The organism is Clostridium vitabionis (assembly GCF_015351765.1).
Taxonomy (GTDB): domain Bacteria; phylum Bacillota; class Clostridia; order Lachnospirales; family Lachnospiraceae; genus Clostridium_R; species Clostridium_R vitabionis.
The window spans coordinates 265322-287149 of the sequence record NZ_JADKQA010000001.1; the positions used below are offsets into that span (position 1 = coordinate 265322).

Annotated in this window: 21 protein-coding genes and 1 pseudogene; 16 read left to right on the top strand and 6 right to left on the bottom strand. The window is 55.4% G+C overall.

Translation table 11 applies throughout. The features are described 5' to 3' along the window. The first annotated feature begins 8 nt into the window (after nt 1-8). From ISF27_RS01160 to ISF27_RS01190, 7 genes are all read left to right on the top strand, one after another. The gene (locus ISF27_RS01160; protein WP_194608346.1) at nt 9-311 is read left to right on the top strand and encodes a DUF6637 family protein; all 303 of its coding nucleotides are present in this window, start codon (nt 9-11) and stop codon (nt 309-311) included. A 9-nt stretch (nt 312-320) separates the two neighbouring features. After that, nucleotides 321-1304: a biotin--[acetyl-CoA-carboxylase] ligase gene (locus tag ISF27_RS01165; protein WP_407926033.1), complete on the top strand. Its 984-nt coding sequence runs from the start codon at nt 321-323 to the stop codon at nt 1302-1304. Nucleotides 1305-1430: 126 nt separating this feature from the next. Then, nucleotides 1431-2591 carry an RNA polymerase sigma factor RpoD gene (gene rpoD / locus ISF27_RS01170; protein ID WP_207727361.1) on the top strand — a complete coding sequence of 387 codons (1161 nt, stop codon included), beginning with the start codon at nt 1431-1433 and terminating at the stop codon, nt 2589-2591. 93 nt (nt 2592-2684) lie between these two features. Beyond that, nucleotides 2685-3485, top strand: a complete 801-nt coding sequence (locus ISF27_RS01175) for an epoxyqueuosine reductase QueH (RefSeq protein ID WP_407926034.1) — start codon at nt 2685-2687, stop codon at nt 3483-3485. Beyond that, entirely contained in the window at nt 3463-4149 is a 687-nt protein-coding gene (locus ISF27_RS01180; RefSeq protein ID WP_194608351.1) for an HAD family hydrolase, read from the top strand. The genes ISF27_RS01175 and ISF27_RS01180 overlap by 23 nt, the downstream gene beginning before the upstream one ends. A 33-nt stretch (nt 4150-4182) precedes the next feature. Beyond that, entirely contained in the window at nt 4183-5355 is a 1173-nt protein-coding gene (locus tag ISF27_RS01185; protein ID WP_194608353.1) for a CobW family GTP-binding protein, read from the top strand. A gap of 43 nt (nt 5356-5398) precedes the next feature. Beyond that, nucleotides 5399-6379 (top strand): TIGR03943 family putative permease subunit, encoded by a 981-nt coding sequence (locus ISF27_RS01190; protein ID WP_194608354.1) that lies wholly within the window; start codon nt 5399-5401, stop codon nt 6377-6379. 91 nt (nt 6380-6470) lie between these two features. On the opposite strand, the gene ISF27_RS01195 is transcribed toward ISF27_RS01190, so the two are convergent. Continuing rightward, nucleotides 6471-6770, bottom strand: a complete 300-nt coding sequence (locus ISF27_RS01195; RefSeq protein WP_194608356.1) for a YerC/YecD family TrpR-related protein — start codon at nt 6768-6770, stop codon at nt 6471-6473. 200 nt (nt 6771-6970) lie between these two features. Between ISF27_RS01195 and ISF27_RS01200 the strand changes: the two genes are divergently transcribed. Beyond that, nucleotides 6971-8452: a polysaccharide deacetylase family protein gene (locus ISF27_RS01200; protein ID WP_194608358.1), complete on the top strand. Its 1482-nt coding sequence runs from the start codon at nt 6971-6973 to the stop codon at nt 8450-8452. Between the two features lie 33 nt (nt 8453-8485). Here the strand turns inward: ISF27_RS01200 and ISF27_RS01205 are convergent, their stop codons facing one another. Further along, entirely contained in the window at nt 8486-9121 is a 636-nt protein-coding gene (locus tag ISF27_RS01205) for a DUF1836 domain-containing protein (RefSeq protein WP_194608360.1), read from the bottom strand. A gap of 75 nt (nt 9122-9196) precedes the next feature. Here ISF27_RS01205 and pcrA point away from each other — a divergent pair, with 75 nt between their 5' ends. The 6 genes from pcrA (at nt 9197) to ISF27_RS01235 (ending at nt 16293) form a co-directional block, all read left to right on the top strand. Next, nucleotides 9197-11521 carry a DNA helicase PcrA gene (gene pcrA / locus ISF27_RS01210; RefSeq protein WP_194608362.1) on the top strand — a complete coding sequence of 775 codons (2325 nt, stop codon included), beginning with the start codon at nt 9197-9199 and terminating at the stop codon, nt 11519-11521. Between the two features lie 219 nt (nt 11522-11740). Further along, nucleotides 11741-12058: a DUF4366 domain-containing protein gene (locus ISF27_RS01215; protein WP_194608364.1), complete on the top strand. Its 318-nt coding sequence runs from the start codon at nt 11741-11743 to the stop codon at nt 12056-12058. A 261-nt stretch (nt 12059-12319) separates the two neighbouring features. Next, complete coding sequence (rlmD, locus tag ISF27_RS01220) at nt 12320-13819, top strand: 23S rRNA (uracil(1939)-C(5))-methyltransferase RlmD (protein ID WP_194608366.1); 1500 nt, start codon at nt 12320-12322, stop codon at nt 13817-13819. Nucleotides 13820-13986: 167 nt separating this feature from the next. Next, complete coding sequence (locus tag ISF27_RS01225; protein ID WP_194608367.1) at nt 13987-14898, top strand: helix-turn-helix transcriptional regulator; 912 nt, start codon at nt 13987-13989, stop codon at nt 14896-14898. A 5-nt stretch (nt 14899-14903) separates the two neighbouring features. Then, a complete protein-coding gene (locus tag ISF27_RS01230) occupies nt 14904-15542 on the top strand; it encodes a GyrI-like domain-containing protein (RefSeq protein WP_194608369.1) in 639 nt (212 codons plus the stop codon). Nucleotides 15543-15546: 4 nt separating this feature from the next. Beyond that, the gene (locus ISF27_RS01235; protein ID WP_194608371.1) at nt 15547-16293 is read left to right on the top strand and encodes an N-acetyltransferase; all 747 of its coding nucleotides are present in this window, start codon (nt 15547-15549) and stop codon (nt 16291-16293) included. Here ISF27_RS01235 and ISF27_RS01240 read toward each other — a convergent pair. The 3 genes from ISF27_RS01240 to ISF27_RS01250 are packed head-to-tail and all read right to left on the bottom strand — an operon-like array spanning nt 16241 to nt 17356. Continuing rightward, nucleotides 16241-16618: a helix-turn-helix domain-containing protein gene (locus tag ISF27_RS01240; RefSeq protein WP_194608373.1), complete on the bottom strand. Its 378-nt coding sequence runs from the start codon at nt 16616-16618 to the stop codon at nt 16241-16243. The two genes, ISF27_RS01235 and ISF27_RS01240, sit on opposite strands and share 53 nt — an antisense overlap. 24 nt (nt 16619-16642) lie before the next feature. Beyond that, nucleotides 16643-17071 (bottom strand): putative toxin-antitoxin system toxin component, PIN family, encoded by a 429-nt coding sequence (locus ISF27_RS01245; protein WP_194608375.1) that lies wholly within the window; start codon nt 17069-17071, stop codon nt 16643-16645. Nucleotides 17072-17077: 6 nt separating this feature from the next. Continuing rightward, nucleotides 17078-17356 (bottom strand): type II toxin-antitoxin system RelB/DinJ family antitoxin, encoded by a 279-nt coding sequence (locus ISF27_RS01250; protein WP_194608377.1) that lies wholly within the window; start codon nt 17354-17356, stop codon nt 17078-17080. 541 nt (nt 17357-17897) lie between these two features. Here ISF27_RS01250 and brnQ point away from each other — a divergent pair. Then, nucleotides 17898-19119 (top strand): annotated as a pseudogene (brnQ, locus tag ISF27_RS01255) (branched-chain amino acid transport system II carrier protein). 31 nt (nt 19120-19150) lie between these two features. Here brnQ and ISF27_RS01260 read toward each other — a convergent pair. Further along, complete coding sequence (locus ISF27_RS01260) at nt 19151-19996, bottom strand: alpha/beta fold hydrolase (protein WP_194608379.1); 846 nt, start codon at nt 19994-19996, stop codon at nt 19151-19153. A 231-nt stretch (nt 19997-20227) separates the two neighbouring features. Between ISF27_RS01260 and ISF27_RS01265 the strand changes: the two genes are divergently transcribed. Beyond that, on the top strand, nt 20228-21826 hold the full coding sequence (locus ISF27_RS01265; RefSeq protein WP_194608381.1) for a PucR family transcriptional regulator: 1599 nt from the start codon (nt 20228-20230) through the stop codon (nt 21824-21826). The last annotated feature ends 2 nt before the right edge of the window (nt 21827-21828 follow it).

Consider the following 21828-nt stretch of genomic DNA (forward strand, 5'->3'; position numbering starts at 1 on the left):
GGTCTGGCATGAAAAACAGCAGGAAGATAAAGGCCGGAAAGCGGAACCTGATGACGCCGCTCCTGTTCCATACGGCGGCGGGGCTTGTCATCAGCGTCCTCTCGGTTCTGGCCTTTCTTGAACCGGTCAGGCTTGCGCTGTGTTTCCCGGGGATATTTCTTCTCTCCGCCATTGTCTGCCTTGCGGACGGATTGGAAAATCTCCGGGAGTGGAGAGCGAAAAGGACCGAGTCCCGCGCGGTGCTGTTCCTTCTGCCGGCGGGGGCGTTCCTTCTGGGAATGGCGGTGCTTGCCGCCGTCACTGCCCTTTAGGAGGTGCTTGTGTTGAAAACGGAAATTCTCAGAATGCTGAAGGAGACGGAAGGGTACGTTTCCGGGCAGGATATCTGCGAGAAGCTCCAGGTATCCCGGACCGCCGTGTGGAAGGCCATCCGCCAGCTCGGGGAGGAAGGCTATGAGATCGAGGCTGTCAGAAACCGCGGATATCATCTGAAGATGGCCGGTGACATCCTGAGCTATGAGGAGATCGCGAGCTCCCTTGAGACCCGCTGGGCCGGGAAAAACCTCCTCTATTTTGATGAGGTGGACTCCACGAACAATGTCATCAAGAGGGAGGCGGAGAACGGTGCCCCCCACGGCACCCTGGCCGTGGCGGACTACCAGTCCGGCGGGAAAGGGCGGCGCGGGCGCGTCTGGAAATCCCCCCACGGCGTGGGAATCTGGATGAGCATCCTGCTCCGGCCGGAGCTTACCCCGTCGTCTGCGCCCATGATGACGCTTCCGGCGGCGATGGCCGTGGCGGAGGGCATCCGCGCGGCCTGCGGCCTGGACACAAAGATCAAATGGCCGAATGATGTGGTCGTTAACGGAAAGAAGGTCTGCGGGATTCTGACCGAGATGAGCGCGGAGCTCGACGCGATCAATTACATCGTTCCCGGCATCGGCATCAACGTGAACACCGAGACATTTCCCGAGGACATCCGTGCCACGGCGACATCGCTCTATCTGGAGACCGGACGGAGGATCCGCCGCGGGCCGGTGATCGGCGCCGTCATGAAGGCGTTTGAGGAGGTTTACGGCCGTTTTATGGAAACCGGGGACATGAGCCAGCTCATGGAGGACTATAACGCGCGCCTGGCCAACCGGGACAACAAGGTCCAGGTGCTCCGCCAGGAGGGCAGCTACACAGGAACGGCGCTTGGCATCAACGACCGGGGAGAGCTGATGGTCCGCCGGGAGGACGGGACGATGGAAAATGTCCTTTCCGGCGAGGTGTCGGTGCGTGGGATTTACGGTTACGTCTGACAGAAAATACCTCATTGACACAATACTAATCTTGATGTATAATGAAATTTCGCACGGAGATGGAATGGGGCTAGGCATCTAAGGTGAAAGGATGTTACTGTGAACAAAAAAGAGTTTTTACGGAAAATGCAGCAGCTCGCAGAACTCGGCCACAAGAAGAATGATTCTCTGGATGTCAACGAGATCAATAACGCGTTTGAGGAAGATGACCTGAATCCGGACCAGATGGAGGAGATTTACAATTATCTGGACCAGAGCGGGATCCGGGTGGATATGTCTGCCGGGGACGACGCGGACAGCGCTGGTTCCGGCAATTCGGAGCTGAACGAGTCGGAGATCGAGGCGGAAGCCGAGGCCGGAGTTGAGGCGACAGCCGATCCCGATGATGATTTTCTGAAGAACGAGGAAGATGAGAGCGAGGAGATCGACCTGAGTGCGGTGAACCTCCTGGACGGCATCGGGACGGAGGATCCGGTCCGCATGTACCTCAAGGAAATCGGCACTGTCCCGCTGCTCTCCGCCGAGGAGGAGCAGGCTCTCGCGAAGCGCAAGAGTGAGGGCGACCAGCGGGCAAAGGACCGCCTGATCGAGGCGAACCTGCGCCTTGTCGTGAGTATCGCCAAGCGCTATACCGGCCGCGGGATGAGCTTCCTTGACCTGGTGCAGGAGGGCAATCTCGGCCTCATTAAGGGCGTGGAAAAGTTCGACTACACGAAGGGCTATAAGCTCTCGACGTACGCGACCTGGTGGATCCGCCAATCGGTGACGAGGGCGCTCGCGGACCAGGCGAGAACCATCCGCGTGCCCGTCCACATGGTAGAGACGATCAACAAGATGTCCAAGATGCAGCGGAAGCTGACCCTGGAGCTCGGCTGTGAGCCGTCGGTTCCGGAGCTCGCGAAGGCGCTCGACATGACCGAGGAGAAGGTCATGGAGATCATGCAGATCGCCCGTGAGCCGGCATCGCTCGAAACGCCGATCGGCGAGGAGGACGATTCCAACCTGGGTGATTTTGTGGCGGACAACAACATCACGACCCCAGAGGAGAATGTGGAGTCGGTCATGCTGCGCGAGCACATTGACACCCTGCTCAAGGATCTCAAGGAGAGGGAGCGCCAGGTTATCATCCTGCGGTTCGGCCTGGAGGACGGCCATCCGAGAACCCTCGAGGAGGTCGGCAAGGAATTCAACGTTACCCGTGAGCGGATCCGCCAGATTGAGGCGAAGGCGCTCCGCAAGCTCAGAAATCCGGTCCGCAGCAGGCGGATCCACGATTTCCTGTATTAAATGTGGTTCGGCAGCTGCTCCAGAAGGCAGCTGCCGTTCTTCATCCTATCCGGAGGCCGCGGTGCGGCTTCCGGGGGAGGGGGAGGACCGGCGATGGCGATGCCAAAGAGAAACTATCAGAAGGAGATGGAGCAGGTGCTGGAGAGGCTTCCCTGCGGCGGGGAGCCGAAGACCCTTCTTCTCCACGCCTGCTGCGCCCCGTGCAGCAGTTATGTGCTGGAGTATCTGTCCAGCCACTTTGCGATCACGGTGTTTTACTATAACCCGAACATTTCTCCCCGGGAGGAATATGAGAAGCGCGTCCGGGAGGAAATGCGCCTGATCCGGGAAATGCCGGTGAAGTATCCGGTGCATTTCCTCGAGGGGACGTACGATCCGGAGCGCTACCGGAAGCTTGTCCGCGGCCACGAGGACGACCCGGAGGGCGGGAACCGCTGCGGGATCTGCTTTTCCCTGCGCCTTGAGGAGGCGGCGAAGGCCGCAAAGGCCGGCGGTTTTGACTATTTCACCACCTCCCTGACCATCAGCCCGCTGAAAAACGCGGCCCGCCTGAACACGATCGGGGAGGCGATGGGGAAAAAGTACGGGGTGGCCTTCCTGAACTCGGATTTCAAGAAGCGGGAGGGGTATCACCGGTCGATTGAGCTCTCCCGGGAATACGGCCTCTACCGGCAGGATTTCTGCGGCTGCGTGTATTCCCGCAGGGAGGCGGAGGCGCGGCGCGCGGCGCGGGATGCCGCGGCTGCCGGAACAGCGGCGGAGATGCCGCGCCGGCATTCCTCCGGGTGCCGGGATATTCCGGGGGCGCCGGCATTCCTCCGGAAGCCGGGATGTGCCGCCGGCAGTGCAGGTACAGAAAGGACGGACGGAAATGATCAAAGCAGCGGTTTTTGACCTGGATGGCACGCTCCTCAACACGCTGGGTGCCCTGACCTGGTGCACAAACCAGGTGCTCCTAAGCTTCGGCATGAAGGAAATCCGGGAGGAGGACACTAGAAAAATCGTCGGGGACGGCTATATCATGCAGATGACCCGGGCGCTCCGCCTTCGCGGGGATGACCAGCTCACGCATCTCGAGGAGGCAAAAAAACGCTACATGGCGGTCTTCGCGGCGAACTGCATGCGGGAGGTCAGGCCCTACGACGGCATCCCGGAGCTTTTGGAATTCCTGAAAAAGAACAGCGTAAAGATTGCCTGCTTTTCCAACAAGCCGGATGCCCAGGCGGTCGAGAACATCGAGACGATTTTCGGCAGGGGATACTTTGACGCGGTCCGCGGCGAGCGCGCCGGATTTCCCAAAAAGCCGGATCCGGCGGGCGCCCTGGCGATTGCTGGGGAGTTTGGCGTCTCCCCGGAGGAGTGCATTTACCTGGGTGACACCAATACGGACATGAAGACCGGGACAAGCGCCGGGATGAAGACCATCGGCGTCCTCTGGGGCTACCGGGATAAAGCGGAGCTTGCCGCCTTTCATCCCTGCCTGCTCGCCGGAAAGCCGGCGGATGTTGCCGCCTACTTGACATCGGATACAGGAAAATGTAAAAATGAAGGTTGCTGATGGGAAAAAGCAGTTTTACGGAGGTTAAATCTGATGACAGAGATTGATATTATATCCGGCTTCCTCGGCGCGGGGAAGACGACATTTATCCAGAAACTCATCCGGGAGGCGCTGAAGGGGCAGAAGGTTGTCCTGATTGAGAACGAATTCGGCGAGATCGGCATCGACGGCGGATTCCTCAAGGATGCCGGCATCGAGATCCGGGAAATGAACCAGGGCTGCATCTGCTGCTCCCTGGTCGGCGATTTTGAGACCTCTCTCCGCGAGGTGATCGAGAAATACACGCCGGACCGCATCATCATCGAGCCCAGCGGTGTCGGAAAGCTCTCCGATATCATCGGCGCCGTGAAATCGGTTTCCGAGAATCTTGATGTGGAGCTGAACGCGGCGGTGACCATCGTCGATGCCAAGAAGGCGAAGATGTACGCCCGGAACTTCGGCGAATTTTTCAACAACCAGATCCAGTATGCCGGGGCGGTGGTCCTCTCCCGCACCGATATCGCTGATGAGAAGAAGATCGAGGAGGCGGTGGAGATTGTCCGCGGCATCAACCCGAAGGCGGTGATCATCACGACGCCGGAGGACGAGCTCAGCGGCGAACAGCTCCTGGACATCATTTCCCGTCCGGACACCATGGAGGAGGACATGATGCGCGAGGTCATGGAGCGCGTGCGGGAGCACGAGCATGAGCACGACGATGACGATGATGAGGACGAGCATCACCATCACCACGATGAGGACGGACATCATCATGAGGATGAGGAGCACCACCACCATCATCACGACGAGGAGGAGGATGAGGAGCACCACCACCATCATCACGACGAGGAGGAGGATGAGGAGCATCACCACCACGATCATGATGAGGACGGGGATGACGGCGTGCACATCCACAATCATCACCACCACGGCGAAGACCACGACGCGGACGAAATCTTCACCAGCTGGGGGCTGGAGACGCCGCACGCATTTACCCGCGAGAAGCTGGACAGCATCCTACAGCGCATGAGCTCGAGTGACGAGTTCGGGACGATCATCCGCTGCAAGGGCATGCTGCCGACCGCGGAAGCCGGAAAATGGATGTACTTTGACATGGTTCCGGAGCAGTTTGAAATCCGGGACGGCGCGGCGGACTACACCGGCAAGGTTGTAGTGATCGGGGCGGATCTCCGCGAGGATGCCCTGAAGAAGGCATTTGTCGGATAATGAATGGCAGCCCGCCGGAGGGACAAGATCACGGAGGTACCGAATGGCTGACGAAGAATATACGCAGGACACGGGGAGCGACGAGGAAGAAAAACTCCCCCTGTTTCTCATCAACGGCTTCCTGGAAGCCGGAAAAACACAGTTCATCCGCTTTACCATGGAGCAGGATTATTTCCAGACCGAAGGGCTGACCCTGCTTCTGGTCTGCGAGGAGGGCGAGGAGGAGTATGACGATGACCTTCTCCGGCGCACGAACACCCAGAAGATTGTCATCGACGACATGGAGACGCTGACGCCGGAATATCTGGCAGGCCTGGAGAAAACCTTCGCGCCCGAGCGGGTGCTGATGGAGTGGAACGGTATGTGGGATGTGTCCAAGCTAGTCCTTCCGGACACGTGGACGCTCTACCAGCAGATCACGATCATCGACGGGTCTACGCTGGACATGTACCTGAACAACCTCGGCATGAAATCCCTGCTCGGGATCATGGTCCGGAACACGGAAATGCTGATCGTCAACCGGTGCGACGGTGTCTATGACCGGCTGAATGATTTCCACCGGATCCTGAAGGGGATGAATGCCAGGGTCGAGATCATTTTCGAGGATAAGGACGGCGAGGTCTCCGGCACGGTGGAGGACGCCCTGCCCTTCGATGTGAACGCTGATGTGATTGAGATCAAGCCGGAGGATTACGGCGTCTGGTACATCGACGCGTTCGACAATAAGGAGCGCTACGACGGGAAAACCGTGGAGTTCACTGGCATGGTGCTGAAACGCCCGGAATTTGCGTCAAATGATTTCGTCCCGGGGCGCATGGCGATGACCTGCTGCGAGGCGGACATGTCCTTCCTGGGCTTTATGTGCCGCGCGAAGGGCGGGCGGAAGCTGAACAACCGGGACTGGGTGCGCGTCCGCGCAACGATCCGCTATGAATACCGCCCTGAATATGAGAGCGACGCGCCGATGCTCTACGCGGAGTCCGTCGAGCCGGCGGAGCCGATCAAGGATATCGTGACGTTCTGAGAAATCGTGACGTCCTTAGAAATCATGAAATCCGGGATACGGGGAGAGAAAGCTCTCCCGGTATTCCGGATTTTGCTGTTACGCGCGGAGCTCACTTTTTTTCCTGTTCCGAAAGACGCCCCAGCACCATGTCATAGCCGTCACGGCCGTAATTCAGGGAGCGGTTGACCCGGCTGATGGTCGCCGTCGAGGCGCCGGTCTTGTCCGCGATATCGAGGTAGGTGCGCTTCTCCCTGAGCATGGCGGCGACTTCAAAGCGCTGGGAGAGAGAGAGGATTTCGTTTACCGTGCAGACGTCCTCAAAGAACTGATAACATTCCTCCGTATTCCGGAGGGTCAGGATTCCCTGGAACAGGCGGTCAACTTCCTCGGAATGAATTTTGTCGTTCATGAATACCCCCAAAAGAGCAAAATAGCGAATCATCTTGACATTTGCCCGACAGTCATCAAGTAAAATGGTACAGCAATGCTATTTTATCACGTTAATGTCATAAAATCCATAAGGAAAGCTCGCATTCTTGACGCTGGCAGGGGATTCGGGTAAGATAGACGCGCAAGCGAAAGCATGCATGGAGCAAGGAGGAAAGAATCATGAGAAAGAGAAGAAGCCGCCGCAGGAGAGGGTTTTTCGGCGGCATTTATTCTTACCAGGTTCTGATTCCGGTGCTGGCTGTCCTGATGGTCATCGCCGGAGTCCTTGCCTGGCGGCGGGGAATCCTCGCCCCCGGAAGGCTGATTCCAGGAAGCGGCAGTGAAGCCAGCCTGGCGGTGGCGGAATCCGTAGGATCTCCCGAAGACGGGAACAGCTCTTCCGGTGCCGGGCCGTCCGGCGGGGAGGAGAGTACGGAGGCGGAGACACTCACCGGCGCGGAAGCGGTTCTCGCCGACGCTGGCCGCCTCGCGGCGGGCTACGATTACGATGGGGCGATTGAGAAGCTCCAGGGCAGCGAGTATGCGGAAGACAGCGCCGTGACAGCGAAAATCGCGGAGTACCAGCAGACAAAATCCACCCTGCAGAAACAGGATGTGAATAAAATCACCCATGTCTTTTTTCATACCCTGATCATTGACACAGAAAAGGCATTTGACGGGGACAAAAAGCAGGATGGCTACAATCAGGTGATGACCACGAAGCTGGAATTTGAGAAAATCCTGGACTCCCTCTACGCAAAGGGGTTTGTGCTGGTGCGCCTTCACGACTGTGCTCATGAGGAGCAGGGCGAGGACGGCAAGATGCACATGGTCGCTGGGGATATCGAGCTTCCTCCGGGAAAACAGGCGCTCGTCATGTCTCAGGATGACGTCTGCTACTATGAATACATGGAAGGCGACGGCTTTGCGACCAAGATGGTGATCGGGGAGGATGGAAGGCCAACCTGCGAATACAAGAACGACGACGGCAGCATTTCCACAGGGGATTATGACCTGGTGCCGATTCTGGACCACTTTATTGACAAACATCCGGATTTTTCCTACAAGGGCGCCAAGGCCTGCCTTGCCTTCACCGGTTATAACGGCATCCTGGGTTACCGGACCGACGACGACTACGCGACAAACCTTGACTTTCTGGCGAAACATCCGGATTTCAATATTGATGAGGAGAGGGCGCAGGCGAAGGCGGTCTGCCAGGCGCTGCGCGACGACGGCTATGAGCTGGCATCCCACAGCTGGGGGCACCGGAATATGGGAGCCATCAGCATGGATGCTTTCCGGACCGATACGGATAAATGGGAGCAGCGGGTAGAGCCGCTGACCGGGCAGACGGATATTATCTTGTTCCCGTTTGGCAGCGATATCGGGGACTGGCATCCCTATGACACCTCCTCCGAGCGCTACCAGTATCTGTACCAGGCGGGTTTTCGTTATTTCTGCAACGTGGACGGGAGCCAGTACTATGTGCAGCTCGGGGACGATTACTTCCGCCAGGGGAGGCGGAACCTGGACGGCTACCGGATGTACTATGACCTTCCGGAGAACCACCCGTCCAAGGACCATCTGAGCGACCTCTTCGATGTCAGCGAGGTCTTTGACCGCAGAAGGCCGGTGCCGGTGCCGCCGATGAGCGGCGGCTGACGCCGGGCAATCTTGTATTTGCCGGAAACATTTCTAATTTTCTCCGGGAACCCGCTCATGGGCGCCCTGCGCGGAAGGAACACCTTCCTCCCGGAGAATCCCCGCGATCTGGTTCACCATCTCCTTCTTGACGTACACATCGAAGGAGAGGGAGCAGAGGAAGGCGAATAGGCGCAGGTACTCCCGGTCTTCCTCCGGGGCATCCGCGAAGGTATCCTCGCACTGCGCGAATTTCTCCTCGACGTCCTTTCGGAGATTTTTCCGGGCACTGTCCTCCAGGGTGAATACCCGGTCGTAGATCTCCGCGAGAGCCGGATCCGCCTCACGGGAAAAATGCCCCTCACAGAGAGGATGGAGGATCGTCTCAATGTCCGTGAAGGAGAGGACATTTTTAAAGTAATAGATCAGAATCAGCAGGAGGACATGGCTGCGGGAGTATTTCTTCCGCACCGGCGCGGGGAGAAGACGGTTTTTCGCGTAATTATTGATCATGGTTTTCGTGATCACCGCGCCGTCTCTGTCTGCCCGCGTGCCGGCAAGCCGCTCATTCATGAAGGTTGTCACCTGATCCATATAGAGATCAATGTCCGGTACCTCATCTGAGCGGATGTGGGAGAGACCGTCCACATAGTTCATGAGTTCATTCAGAATATCCTGATTGGAAACCATCAGCAATCACCACCTTATTTTGATTATATAGTATCAAAAACCAGATGACAAGCAGTCTGAGGAAGGGATAGCACCATGGGAAAGTATGACACGCTGAATCCGGAACAGAGGGAAGCGGTATTTGCCACCGAGGGGCCGCTGCTGGTCCTTGCCGGCGCGGGTTCCGGAAAGACAAGGGTGCTGACGCACCGGATCGCCTACCTGATCGAGGAAAAACACGTTGAGCCGTGGCATATCCTGGCAATCACATTTACCAACAAAGCCGCCGGGGAAATGCGTGAGCGCGTGGATAACATTGTCGGTTTTGGCGCGGACCAGGTCTGGGTATCCACCTTCCACTCCATGTGTGTCCGGATCCTCCGGCGATTCATCGACAATCTCGGCTTCAGCAACAGTTTTTCCATCTATGACACGGACGACCAGAAAACCCTGATGAAGGAGGTCTTCAAGAACTGCCGGGTGGATCCGAAAAAATTCCGGGAAAAGCAGGTTCTCGGCCACATCTCCGCGGCGAAAAATGCCATGGAGGACGAGGATGCCTACCAGGCGGATTACGGGAGCCGCTATCCGGAGAAGGTCTACGCTGCCTGCTACATGGAGTACCAGAAGCTTCTGAAGAAGAACAACGCCCTGGATTTCGACGACCTGCTGCTCAAGACGGTAGAGCTGTTCGACCAGTTTCCGGATATTCTGGCCTACTATCAGGAGCGGTTCCGTTACATCATGGTGGATGAGTACCAGGATACGAATACGGTCCAATTCCGGCTGGTCAGCCAGCTGGCGGGCAAATACCGGAACCTCTGCGTCGTTGGCGATGATGACCAGTCGATCTACCGCTTCCGCGGGGCGGACATCCGGAATATCCTGAGTTTCGAGAAGAAATTCCCCGGCGCCAGGGTCATCAAGCTGGAACAGAATTACCGCTCGACGAAGAATATCCTGGCGGCGGCAAATGAAGTGATCCATCACAACCGGGGCAGGAAGGACAAGACGCTCTGGACGGCCAACCCGGAGGGCGATAAGATCCGCTTCTCCATGTACGATTCCGCCTACGATGAGGCGGAGGGGATTGCCAGGGATGTCCTCGTCAAGCTCAAAAAAGGCGCCGCGTACCGGGATTTTGCTGTGCTGTACCGGACGAATGCCCAGTCCCGGGTATTGGAGGAAAAATTTCTCGCGTATAATATTCCTTACCGTCTCGTCGGCGGGGTAAACTTCTACCAGAGAAAAGAGATCAAGGATGTTCTGTGCTATCTGAAAACCATCGCCAACGGCGCGGACGATGTCGCCGCCCAGCGCATCATCAATGTGCCGAAGCGCGGCATCGGGCAGACCACGATCGGGAAAGCCGCGGTCTTTGCCGCCGCCAACCAGATGAGCTTTTATGAAGCGCTGGAGCACGCGGACAATATCCCGTCGCTCGGCAGGGCGGGGGCGAAAATTCAGTCCTTCACGGACGAGATCAGTTCGCTCAGGGAAAAGGCCAAGACGCTGTCTGTGCGCGAGCTCATCGAGGCGGTTCTCCAGGACACCGGCTACCGGGAGGAGATCCGCGCGCAGGAGAAGACTGAGGAGGAGGCCCAGGCCCGCCTCGACAATATCGATGAGCTGGCCAACAAGGCGGTACTCTACGCCGAGAACGCTGATGAGCCAACGCTGGACGGCTTTCTTGCGGATGTTGCCCTGGTCGCGGATATCGATAACCTGGACGATTCGGAAAACCGGGTTGTGCTGATGACCCTTCATGCCGCCAAGGGTCTGGAATTCCCCTACGTCTATATGGCGGGAATGGAGGATGGCCTCTTCCCGGGCATGCAATCCATCATGAGCGGCGACGGGGCGGATATGGAGGAAGAGCGGCGCCTCTGCTACGTCGGGATCACTCGCGCAAGGAAAGAACTCAGAATGACAGCGGCGCGCCGGCGCATGATCCACGGCGAGTGGCAGACTGAGGCGGAGAGCCGGTTCGTGAGTGAAATTCCGGATAAGCTTTTGGAAAGGGATATGCAGGATTCCTGGTCGGCTCTTGCCCGCGCGAGGTCGCGGGAAAATGCGCCGGATTTCGGGGAAGAGCCATCAGATCTGTCCTTCTCCGGCGGGAGCCAGTTCTCCGGCGGCAGGAACAGTTTCCCGGGGAGTTCCGGGACAGCGGGTCCCGGCGCAGGCAGGACAAGCCGGCCGCGGAAGCCCGCCGCGCCGACCTTCGGAAAAGAATTCCGGGTGGAAAAGGCAGCCTCTGTGGATTTCGCGCCGGGGGACCGCGTGAAGCACAAACGGTTCGGCGAGGGCACGGTACGCAGTGTCGAGGACGGCGGAAAGGACTTCGAGATCACCGTGGAATTCGACCGCTTCGGGGTGAAGAAGATGTTCGTCTCCCTCGCGCGGCTGGAGAAGGCCTGATTTCTCCGGAACCGGGACAGATGGAAAAAACGGCTTCTGAGGCGAGGCCGCCGTTTCGCGTGATGCCGGAGCGGAAGGAAAAAAATGCCTCCCGGGTATGCCGCCGGCATGGACACGCGGTCATTCCGCGTGCTATAATAAAGCAAAAGTTACGGCGCTTGGCCATACCCGACATGCGCTGGACAGATACGCAAGATTGTGCGGAAAGGGGTATCTGGGATGGATAGATTCAGCAACATCAGCAAGGACGCAATGGCAAAATTTGAGGAGATTGCCAATGCCACGAGACTCAGTGACCTGATTCACCGTCAGGAGGAGGAAGAGAAGCAGAAGAACCGGATTCTCTGGATCTTCGCGCTTGTCGGCGCTGCCGCGGCGGTAGCGGCAATCGCTTATGCGGTGTATCGTTTTCTCGAGCCGGACTATCTCGACGACTACGATGAGGATTATGATGATGACGCCGACGATGAGTTCGATTATGACGATGATGATACAGATGCTGACGATAAGGATGACAGCAAGAAGGAAGACCAGTAACTGAGAACTGCGAAGTGTCTGTGCGGGCGTGATGCTGCTTCGGCTCCATCACGCTTTTTTCTTAGCAGAGCACTTAACAATAACCAGCCACTTAACGAGGACAAGCAAAAGCGCAGTACGAGTTTAGTGGAGTGGCTATCCGCGGAGCGGGGCGCGAGCCCAGCGGGCGAAGTGCGAGTTTAGTGCGAGCTATGCGAATTTGCTTAGTGAGAACAAGCGTCAGCGCAGTTCGAACTTAGCAAATTTGCTTGGAGAATTGATATGAAAAAAGGGCTGGAATATGAGGGAAATGTGCTCCGGATGGATTTTCCGAACCGGGGAATTGTGCGCGTGGAGAGCGACGATGACACCGACGGCGATGGCGGCCTTGTGACGGTCAAGGGGGCAATCCCCGGACAGAGAGTCCGTTTCGTGGTGTCGAAGCGGCGCGGGGAAAGGATGGAAGGCCGGCTGCGTGAGGTGACCATGCGCTCTCCACTGGAAACAGAGGAAAATCCGTGCCCGCACTATGGCATCTGCGGCGGCTGCCTCTACCAGACCGTTCCCGCCAGTTCCCAGCGGGAAATCAAAAAGGACCAGGTTCTCCGGCTGCTCACGCAGGTGAGCCCGGAGATCGCGAAAGTGTTCGAGGGCATTTTTCCGGGGCCGGACGACCGGGGTTACCGGAACAAGATGGAATATTCGTTCGGTGATGAGACGAAGGACGGTGCATTTGCCCTCGGCCTCCATCGGGCGGCCAGCTTCTATGACATCGTGACCACGGACCGGTGCCAGCTGGTCCATCCGGACTTTTGTGCCGTCCTCCGGGCTTCGAAGGAGTACTTTGCCGCGAGCGGGGTGCCTTTCTACCGGAAAATGCAGCATACCGGCTATCTCCGCCATCTCCTCGTCCGCCGCTCCCGCGCCACAGGGGAAATGCTGGTTGACCTTGTAACCACGACACAGCTTGACCCGGAACGGGAGAGGGAGCTTCTCGGCGGATTTGTCCGTGTTCTCAGGGAGCTGCCGCTTTCCGGCTCCCTGGCCTCGGTACTCCACACGCGGAACGACAGCCTCGCGGACGCCGTGAAGGACGAGGGAACCGAAGTCCTGTTCGGCAGGGATTACATTACAGAGTGCCTTCTCGGGCTGGCATTCCGGATTACGCCATTTTCCTTTTTCCAGACCAACTCCGGCGGCGCTGAGGTGCTCTACGGGAAGGTCCGTGAGTACGCCCTGGAGGCGTTAGGCGGAAAAGCTGCCCGCGTGCGGACGATCTATGACCTCTACAGCGGCACCGGGACGATCGCACAGATCCTTGCCCCGGTCGCGGAACATGTGGTCGGGGTGGAGATCGTCGCTGAGGCGGTGCGGGCCGCGCGGGAAAACGCAGCGCTGAACGGCCTTGACAATTGCACCTTTATCGCCGGGGATGTCCTGAAGGTTGTCGATGAGCTCACAGAGAAGCCTGACCTGATGATCCTCGACCCGCCGCGCGACGGCATCCATCCGAAGGCCATCAGCAAGCTGATTGGCTTCGGCGTGCCGCACATCATCTACGTCTCCTGCAAGCCGACGAGCCTGCAGCGCGACCTCCAGATCTTCCGGCAGGCTGGATACCGGACGACGCGGTGCTGCTGCGTCGATATGTTCCCGGGGACGGCGAACGTGGAGACGGTGTGCCTCTTGAGCAAGAAAAATGCGAAGCCGAAGGACTGTGTTGAGATTAGCGTTGATGCTGAGGATTATTACAGGATCAAGAGTTCAGAGAAAGACATTTGACAGACTACTAAAGTTTGAAGAGTATGTGAAAAAACCTGTGGAATGAACCGTGATATGGGATTTCCACAGGTTTTCCTTTTGCTGAAATTGCATTGCCCTGATATAATAAACATGACATACAGATGTCGTGTTATATGCGTTAGTATATAAATGGAGCGTAAGAGAATATGAAGATAGACAGGCTGATAGGAATATTGTCAATCTTATTGCAGGAAGACAAGACAACAGCTCCTGAACTGGCAGAAAGGTTTGAAGTGTCTCGCAGGACGATTAACCGAGATATTGAGGACCTTTGCAAGGCCGGTATTCCTGTTCGTACAGTTCAGGGCACTGGCGGCGGGATCAGTATTATGGACGGATACCGGATGGACAGGACAATCCTGACATCCAGGGACATGCAGATGATCCTTGCAGGACTGAGAAGCCTGGACAGCGTGAGCGGGAGCAGTTATTACGGTCAGCTGATGGAAAAAATACAGGCAGGATCTTCTGAGTTCATCAGCGGACGGGATTCCATTTTGATCGATCTGTCATCGTGGTATCGGGATTCGCTGGCGCCGAAGATAGAAACGATACAGGATGCGATCGGAGACAGGCACATGGTCCGGTTTCGGTATTATGCTCCGTCCGGTGACAGCGAGCGGACGGTTGAACCTTATTATCTGGTATTTCGATGGTCAAGCTGGTACCTTTGGGGCTGGTGTATGGATCGTAAGGATTACAGATTGTTTAAGCTGAATCGCATGGATCGCGTTACAGAAACGGATAAAGAATTTGTCTGCCGAGATGCACCTATGCCGGATCTTTCAGCTGAAAAAATATTTCCGGGTGAGATTAAGGTTAAGGCGTTATTTTCACCGGATATGAAATGGCGCCTGATCGAAGACTTCGGACCTGATTGCTTTACAGAAGCGGATGATGGAAGACTGCTCTTTACAGCGGACTACACGGATATGGAAAACCTTGTGACCTGGCTCATGACTTTCGGAGCGAAGGCTGAAGTGCTGGAGCCGGCAGAAGCGCGGGATATTATCCGCAGGAATGCAGAGGAGACATTACAGCTTTATGAGGAGGATTAACATTTATGGCATTTGATTTCAAAAAAGAATACCAAGAATTCTATATGCCGAAAGGAACACCTTCAATAGTAACTGTGCCGGAAATGAATTTTATCGCGGTACGCGGCAGCGGGGATCCCAATGATGAGGAAGGCGAGTACAAACAGGCGATAGGTCTTCTGTACGGTATTACTTTTACGATCAAGATGAGTAAGAAAGGCAGCTATCAGATCGATGGATATTTTGATTATGTGGTGCCGCCTTTGGAAGGATTCTGGTGGCAGGATGGAGTGATCGGTGTCGATTATACCCATAAGGATTCTTTCCGGTGGATCTCCGTCATCCGTCTGCCGGATTTTGTGACGAAAGATGATTTTGACTGGGCTGTCAAAGAAGCTGCGGCAAAGAAGAAACAGGATTTTTCGAAAGTTGAGTTCTTTACCTATGAAGAAGGGCTGTGTGTTCAGTGTATGCATATCGGGGCTTATGATGATGAGCCTGCCACGGTAGCGGCGATGCACAGATTTATGGAAGAGCAGGGATATGCTCTTGATATTACGGACGAACGCATGCACCATGAGATTTATCTGAGCGATGCGCGGAAAGCAGCACCGGAGAAGCTGAGGACCGTGATCCGTCATCCGATAAAAGTGAAGGAGAATTGATCCTATGGAGTATATCAGAGTTACAAAGGAAAATCTTGAAAAGGAGCATATCTGCTGTGCCATTTCCAATAATAAGGATGTTCAGGTGTCATCGAAGAAGGCGTGGCTGGCCGACAGGTTTGAAGAGGGACTTGTCTTTCTGAAGAGTGTGGAGCGGGGAAAGTGCTTTATAGAATATATCCCGGCTGAGAACGCGTGGGTTCCAATCCAGGCTGACGGCTATATGTATATCGATTGCCTGTGGGTGTCCGGTTCCTTCAAAGGTCATGGCTATTCTGCAGACTTGCTGAACGCCTGTATTGAGGACAGTAAAGAAAAGGGGAAGAAAGGACTGTGTATATTGGCAGCAGCTAAGAAGAAGCCGTTCCTTGCCGACCCTAAGTTTCTGAAATATAAGGGCTTTACCGTATGCGACGAGGCGGACAATGGCATTCAGTTGTGGTACTTGCCATTTGTGACGGATGCAGACAAGCCTCATTTCAGGGAATGTGCAAAGCATCCGCGCATAGAAGAAAAAGGTTATGTACTGTATTACATCAGCCAGTGTCCGTTCAATGCGAAGTATATTCCAGTGCTGGAGCAGACTGCCAGAGAAAATGATATACCATTCCATGCGATCCATATCGAAAGCAGAGAGAAAGCACAGAATGCTCCGACTCCGATTACAAACTATGCGTTGTTTCATGACGGAGAATATATTACGAATGAGCAGATGAACGATAAAAAGTTTCTGAAACTTGTGAATGCTTGATCAGGAGCAATACCGCCATGGAGTTTTTGCTGCTCACGTGGAACAACGTCGAGACGGTATGCCTCTTGTCCAAACTTTCTGAATAAAGAACCATATCAGTGTGAAGGTCGATATGGATGAGGAAGTCCGTCGACACATTAAAGTATTTGACGATCCGGATGATGAAGCCATCTCCCAGGTTCGTTGTCCGCCCCTGGAGATACCGGCTGAGAGCACTGTTGGAAAGACCGACTTTTTCAGCAAGTTCGGCCTGGGTGATCTTCCTGTTTTTGATAAGGTCCTGGACACGCTGCCGGGTATCGCCGGGAAGGTAAGTGTTGGGCATGGCGGCCTCTGTTCTGGTCAGGGATTACTCATCTCGGAAATCCTGATCCCTGAGGATAATGTCCAGCATCTTCCGAGGGGTCACGATGAAAGGTCTGTTTGGGAAATGCCTGATATTTCCGGTCACAAGATAAGCATCTTCCTCTTTTCGTTCTTTCATAACCACTTCATAAAATACGAGATCTTTGGGATCCGGCAGTTCTACGTCGAGATGCTCGGCATCGACATAAAGGGCACGTTTATGAAAAGTGCTCATAATGGCTTCTATGAGATCTTCGGGAAGATGAAACTTTGGACGGGAAAGTACTTCCCGATATTCCTTTTCTATCACCTCATTCAGAATGGGTATGATTGGCCCGTCAAAGGCAAGTTCTACGATGCTACCCGGAACAGAGTGTGCTTTCAGAACTGCTGAGACGAGGACATCCGTATCGATAACCACATAATACTTCACAGGTTTTTACTTCCTTGCCTCTGCGATTTCGGCATTGATCTCCTCGAGAGTCATATCTGAGATGCCATATTCCTCTGCAATCCGACTGGCCCTTTGAAGAGCACGGATGCCGGGATTGGTTTCTTCCTCTATTTTCATGCTGAAAGGAATACCGTTTTCCTGGTTCAGCCTTGAAATACACATCCTCAGATATGCGGGAAGAGAGAGCCCGAGACGATCAAGGATCTGAACGGCACGAAGCTTTTCTGTATCTTCTGTTCTGAATTGAACTAATGTGCTTGCCATCGTATTATCCTCCTGACTGATATTGGTTTATGGTCATATCTTAACCACCTGTGGCATATCACAGAAAGACAACAAATGCATTCATCCGATTACAAATGATGAAAATAGGATCACCTACTGGACAATTATTCTAAAGGCCGAAAAATTGTCCGGTAGAATTCGCCGCCGTTGTTCCTACGACTATATCTTACACAGAGATCTGTCCCATAATCCGGCCTCTTCCTGGAATAGGATGATCCGCAAATGTCATGACCATGCTCGCCTATGAAACGGTTGCGCAAAACGTTCGATCGGATCAGGAAGAAAAACGGAGCATCTTCAGCCGCTGTTGCGGCATTCTCAGAGGAATCATTTGCTGCGCCGGGAGATGGATATGATATCGCAGGGAATATGCGCGCAGGTGATATTTTTGAGGACGGCTGTTCACAGATGGGGGAATCATGCGCTATAATGTTCGTCAGCAAGAAAAGGAAACGGAGTTATTACCATGAAGACATTTTCCCGGAAAAAGCAGCTGCTGGTCGGATTTACACTGTTTTCGATGTTCTTTGGCGCGGGGAACCTGATATTCCCGCCCTATCTCGGCATGCAGGCCGGTACCAATTTCTGGCTTGCCTTTCTTGGACTTTCGGTCAGCGCGGTCGCGCTTCCGATTGCGGGGGTCATCGCGGCGGCGCACGCGGGGGGGGCTGATGAATCTGGCCTCCTCTGTCCACCCGAAATTCGCCCTGATTCTCACGATCGCGGTGTATCTCGCGATCGGCCCCTGCCTGGCCATTCCGCGGACAGCGAGCACATCCTTTGAAATGCTGGTTCCGCTAGTTCAGGACGGCAGGAATTTTCAGGCGGCCTATTCGGCCGTGTTCTTTGCGGCGGCATTTCTTCTGGCGTTGCGCCCGGAAAAGCTGACCGACCGACTGGGGAAAATTCTTTGCCCATGCCTGCTCGTCTTGATTCTGGTGCTATTTGCGGGCTGCCTGTTCCACCCCCTGTCGGCGGCTCCGGGCGTTCCCGCAACAGAATATGCCACCCTGCCGGCTGCCCGGGGAATCCTGTACGGCTATCAGACGATGGATACCCTTGCCGCGCTGAATTTCGGGGCGGTTATTCTGCTGAATATCGCGGCGCTTGGAATCACGGAGAGACAGGAGCAGGAGCGGAGTGCCGTGCGTGCCGGCTGGATCGCCGGTTGCCTGCTCCTCGCGGTCTACGCGATGCTGGGCTATGCAGGGACTCAGGTGGGCGGAGCTTTTTCCGGGCTGGATACGGGCGCAGAGGTTCTTACCGCGCTGGCAAATGCCTTATTCGGCACAGCAGGGCTTTCGCTGGTCGCGGCGATTTTCCTGATCGCCTGCTTCAATACCTGCGTCGGCCTTCTCGCCTGCGTGGGGCAGTATTTCCATGAGCTGCTTCCCCGCATCCCTTATCCCGCGATGATGGGATTTTTTGCATTTGCCAGCATGCTGATCTCGAACATCGGTCTTGCCCAGATCATTCAGCTGTCCACGCCGGTGCTGAATGCGGTTTATCCCATTGCCATCGTGCTGATCCTGTTATTCTATCTTCCCAGGCAGAAGCAGCAGCGTGTCCTGCCCCGTCTCTGTGTCGGATTTACGGCAGTGCAGAGCATCCTCGCCGCCTTTCCGCTGGGGATCCTGAGCCGCATGGCCAACAGCCTGCCGCTGGCTTCCTTCGGGTTCGGATGGATGGTTCCTGCACTGCTCGGTTTCGCGCTGGGATGGATCGCGGATGGCAGGAAGTAAACGATACTCCTCTGCTGGATGATCCGTGAGCTTAAGGACAATACTTTTTCAGGAAAAGAAGAATTTCATCGTGGACATCCTGGCGGTGGTCATATTGGACGCGGTTTGTCCCGTCCTGGTAGGAGACAACCTTGACGCCTGGGATGACGGCGGACACATCCAGAACCTTCGATGGAGGGAGAATAGCATCCTTTTTTCCGTTAATCAGCAGCATGGGGATCCGGATCTCTGAGAGAATCGACAGAAGCTCCTCGTCGGTATGCACATGGGGAAATGGAATGGACGGGTTGATGAGGAACTCTTCTATGCTTCGGTGCTGCTGGTCGGCGTAGAGCTTTTCTGCTTTTTCCCTGAATTCCTGATTCAGTGCACTTCCCTCCGGATAGCGTTTGGCATAAGAGAGCATGCACTGCTTCTGATAGGTGGCCCACTTGAGTACCATGTCCGGCTGGGCGGTCTGGCTGATATGATTCTTTCGGAATGGGTTGATGGAGCCAATTTTCCGGGAGTGCGGGCCGCCGGACAGGGAGACGAATCCGATCAGAGAGCCGGGGTGGCGGAGGCACAGGTGCCAGCCAATCCCCGCGCCGTCCGATAATCCGGTGTAGACATAGCGTTCAATCCCGAACTGCCTGGCGAAGGCATCCACATCATCAGCCCAGATGTCGTACCAGTCATTCTCAAAATGATCGGAGATATGCGTAGATTTCCCATACCCGCGCATCTGGATAATATAGACGTGATACCCGTCGGGAGCGAGGTCATATGGCCATCCCTTCTGGTCAGGATCCGGGATTTGTGACATGCATAAAATGTATTTTTCCCCTGTTCCAGCCTCTTCGTAGTAGAGATCTGCATCATTGACATGAGCGTACATAATTGATTCCTTCCTGCGGGCAGTAAACCTGGGCTGGTTGGGCGGAAGGATCCGCTGCCTGGGCGCCAGATTGAATTTCTAACCTTATTACTGTATCATTAGATTCATTGGGAGTGCAATACATCCCGGCTGCTTCTTGAAAATTTCCGCGTTTTCCGCGCCAGGCGGAAGGAGCGGATGTGCTTAAGGCCGGTTACCGGCGGATGGATGGAGAAAATGATTTCCTTTCACATGATGTTAAATCAGCTGCACACTTCACTGCAAAGCCAGTGGATCGATCATGTGAAGGACAGCACTGTCCGTAATATCGTGATGGCCCTTCCCGACACGGAACCGGAGGAGGGATGCCTCTATATTGGCAATGAGGAGAGGCTTCTGCCGCTGCTTGAGAGATGGAAGGGAAACTTTCCGCTGATGTTTATCCAATCGGAGGGAAGCGATATCGGGCCTCTCGAACCGCTGGCAGCCAAGGGGAACAGCCTCTGGGCTGTCTCCAGCCTGTCCACCATGGAGATTGGGAACCGGCTCATGTCGTACTATTTTCAATGGGAGAGACAGGTGTCGGAGATTAACGATGCCATTGTCCGGGGAGACGGGATCGCGCAGATTTTGAAGCTTTTTTCGGCTCTTCTGCAGAAACCGATGTTCTGGCTGGATGCGGAAGGCCGGGTTCTTGCCTCCGAGGTGGAATACGCTTTTGAAAACCGGTATATCATGGACTTGTTGATTCATGGGGAAATGCCGGAAGAACTCGTGGCACAGATTCGCCGGCATGCCACCCGCATTGAGGGAAAGCCGCAGCCTGAGATCAGCGCCATGCATTTTGTCCTGGATCATCTGACCTATGGCATCCTCTGCGAGATGCGAAAGCAGAGGATGAAGGTCGGACGCATCCTGATCCTGTCAGAGTCCGGTGAAGTTGATCATCTGCTTCTTGATAATTTTCAATCCCTCCTTCCCCTGTTCCGCCAGTACGCTTCCCTCCAGAAGGCCGGGCGGCATCCTGAGGACAGCGGTTTTTCCCTGCTTTTGGATGACATCTTTGAGCGCCGTTTGCACAGTGAGGAGGAATTAAACCGGAGGGCGGAAAAAGCTGGCCTCAAGCCGGGGCAGTGGTATCAGTGGCTCCTGGCTGTCCCGATGGATCCAGGAAATGATATCACGATGGATACCGCCCTGATGCAGGCTATACGGGTTGTTTTTCCCGGGGCTAAGGTCTCCGCGAGAGAGAACCGCATCCTGATCCTCAACAGCCGGGAGAGTTACCGGGAAATCCGGGCAGAAGAGGACAAGCTCGTTCCTCTGGCGCAGGAGTATGATGCCCGTTTCTGTATCGGGAGTTTCTCGAGAGACCTATTTTTCATCCGGCAGGCCTATCTGCAATCTTGCGCAGAGCTGAACATCGCAGCCAAGCTTCGTCCGGAACAGCGGGTCATCCTGGGCGAGCGGTACCAGATCTATCACATCATTGATCTGTGTTTCAGAAACTCCGGCGGATATCACGAAGGCAACCTGCTTTTTCTCTGTTCACCGCGCTATGCAGAGCTTCTCCGCTATGACCAGCGGAACAGCGGGGAGCTGTCCAGGACGCTAGCAGCCTATCTTCAAAATAGTTGCAACGCAACCAGGACTGCTAAGGCGCTGTATGTTCACCGAAATACCCTGCTCGGGCGGCTCAACAGGATAGAAGAATTGCTGGGCGGGAGCCTGGACGACGATAATCTCCGGATGACCTGCGCATTTTCCGCAGCGGTGGCCACATATATTGAGAAATACCTGGGAAAAGATCCCCTCGAGCTTTCCTACCTTTGGGCAGAAGCCGCGAGGTAAGC

Coding starts and splice junctions, on each gene's coding strand:
- ISF27_RS01185 (WP_194608353.1), top strand. CDS start 4,183: ATGACAGAGATTGATATTATATCCGGCTTCCTCGGCGCGGGGAAGACG.
- ISF27_RS01180 (WP_194608351.1), top strand. CDS start 3,463: ATGATCAAAGCAGCGGTTTTTGACCTGGATGGCACGCTCCTCAACACG.
- pcrA (WP_194608362.1), top strand. CDS start 9,197: ATGGGAAAGTATGACACGCTGAATCCGGAACAGAGGGAAGCGGTATTT.
- ISF27_RS01230 (WP_194608369.1), top strand. CDS start 14,904: ATGGCATTTGATTTCAAAAAAGAATACCAAGAATTCTATATGCCGAAA.
- ISF27_RS01200 (WP_194608358.1), top strand. CDS start 6,971: ATGAGAAAGAGAAGAAGCCGCCGCAGGAGAGGGTTTTTCGGCGGCATT.
- ISF27_RS01215 (WP_194608364.1), top strand. CDS start 11,741: ATGGATAGATTCAGCAACATCAGCAAGGACGCAATGGCAAAATTTGAG.
- ISF27_RS01250 (WP_194608377.1), bottom strand. CDS start 17,356: ATGGCAAGCACATTAGTTCAATTCAGAACAGAAGATACAGAAAAGCTT.
- ISF27_RS01195 (WP_194608356.1), bottom strand. CDS start 6,770: ATGAACGACAAAATTCATTCCGAGGAAGTTGACCGCCTGTTCCAGGGA.
- rpoD (WP_207727361.1), top strand. CDS start 1,431: ATGCAGCAGCTCGCAGAACTCGGCCACAAGAAGAATGATTCTCTGGAT.
- ISF27_RS01205 (WP_194608360.1), bottom strand. CDS start 9,121: ATGGTTTCCAATCAGGATATTCTGAATGAACTCATGAACTATGTGGAC.
- ISF27_RS01260 (WP_194608379.1), bottom strand. CDS start 19,996: ATGTACGCTCATGTCAATGATGCAGATCTCTACTACGAAGAGGCTGGA.
- ISF27_RS01225 (WP_194608367.1), top strand. CDS start 13,987: ATGAAGATAGACAGGCTGATAGGAATATTGTCAATCTTATTGCAGGAA.
- ISF27_RS01240 (WP_194608373.1), bottom strand. CDS start 16,618: ATGCCCAACACTTACCTTCCCGGCGATACCCGGCAGCGTGTCCAGGAC.
- ISF27_RS01175 (WP_407926034.1), top strand. CDS start 2,685: ATGGCGATGCCAAAGAGAAACTATCAGAAGGAGATGGAGCAGGTGCTG.
- ISF27_RS01265 (WP_194608381.1), top strand. CDS start 20,228: ATGATGTTAAATCAGCTGCACACTTCACTGCAAAGCCAGTGGATCGAT.
- rlmD (WP_194608366.1), top strand. CDS start 12,320: ATGAAAAAAGGGCTGGAATATGAGGGAAATGTGCTCCGGATGGATTTT.
- ISF27_RS01235 (WP_194608371.1), top strand. CDS start 15,547: ATGGAGTATATCAGAGTTACAAAGGAAAATCTTGAAAAGGAGCATATC.
- ISF27_RS01160 (WP_194608346.1), top strand. CDS start 9: ATGAAAAACAGCAGGAAGATAAAGGCCGGAAAGCGGAACCTGATGACG.
- ISF27_RS01190 (WP_194608354.1), top strand. CDS start 5,399: ATGGCTGACGAAGAATATACGCAGGACACGGGGAGCGACGAGGAAGAA.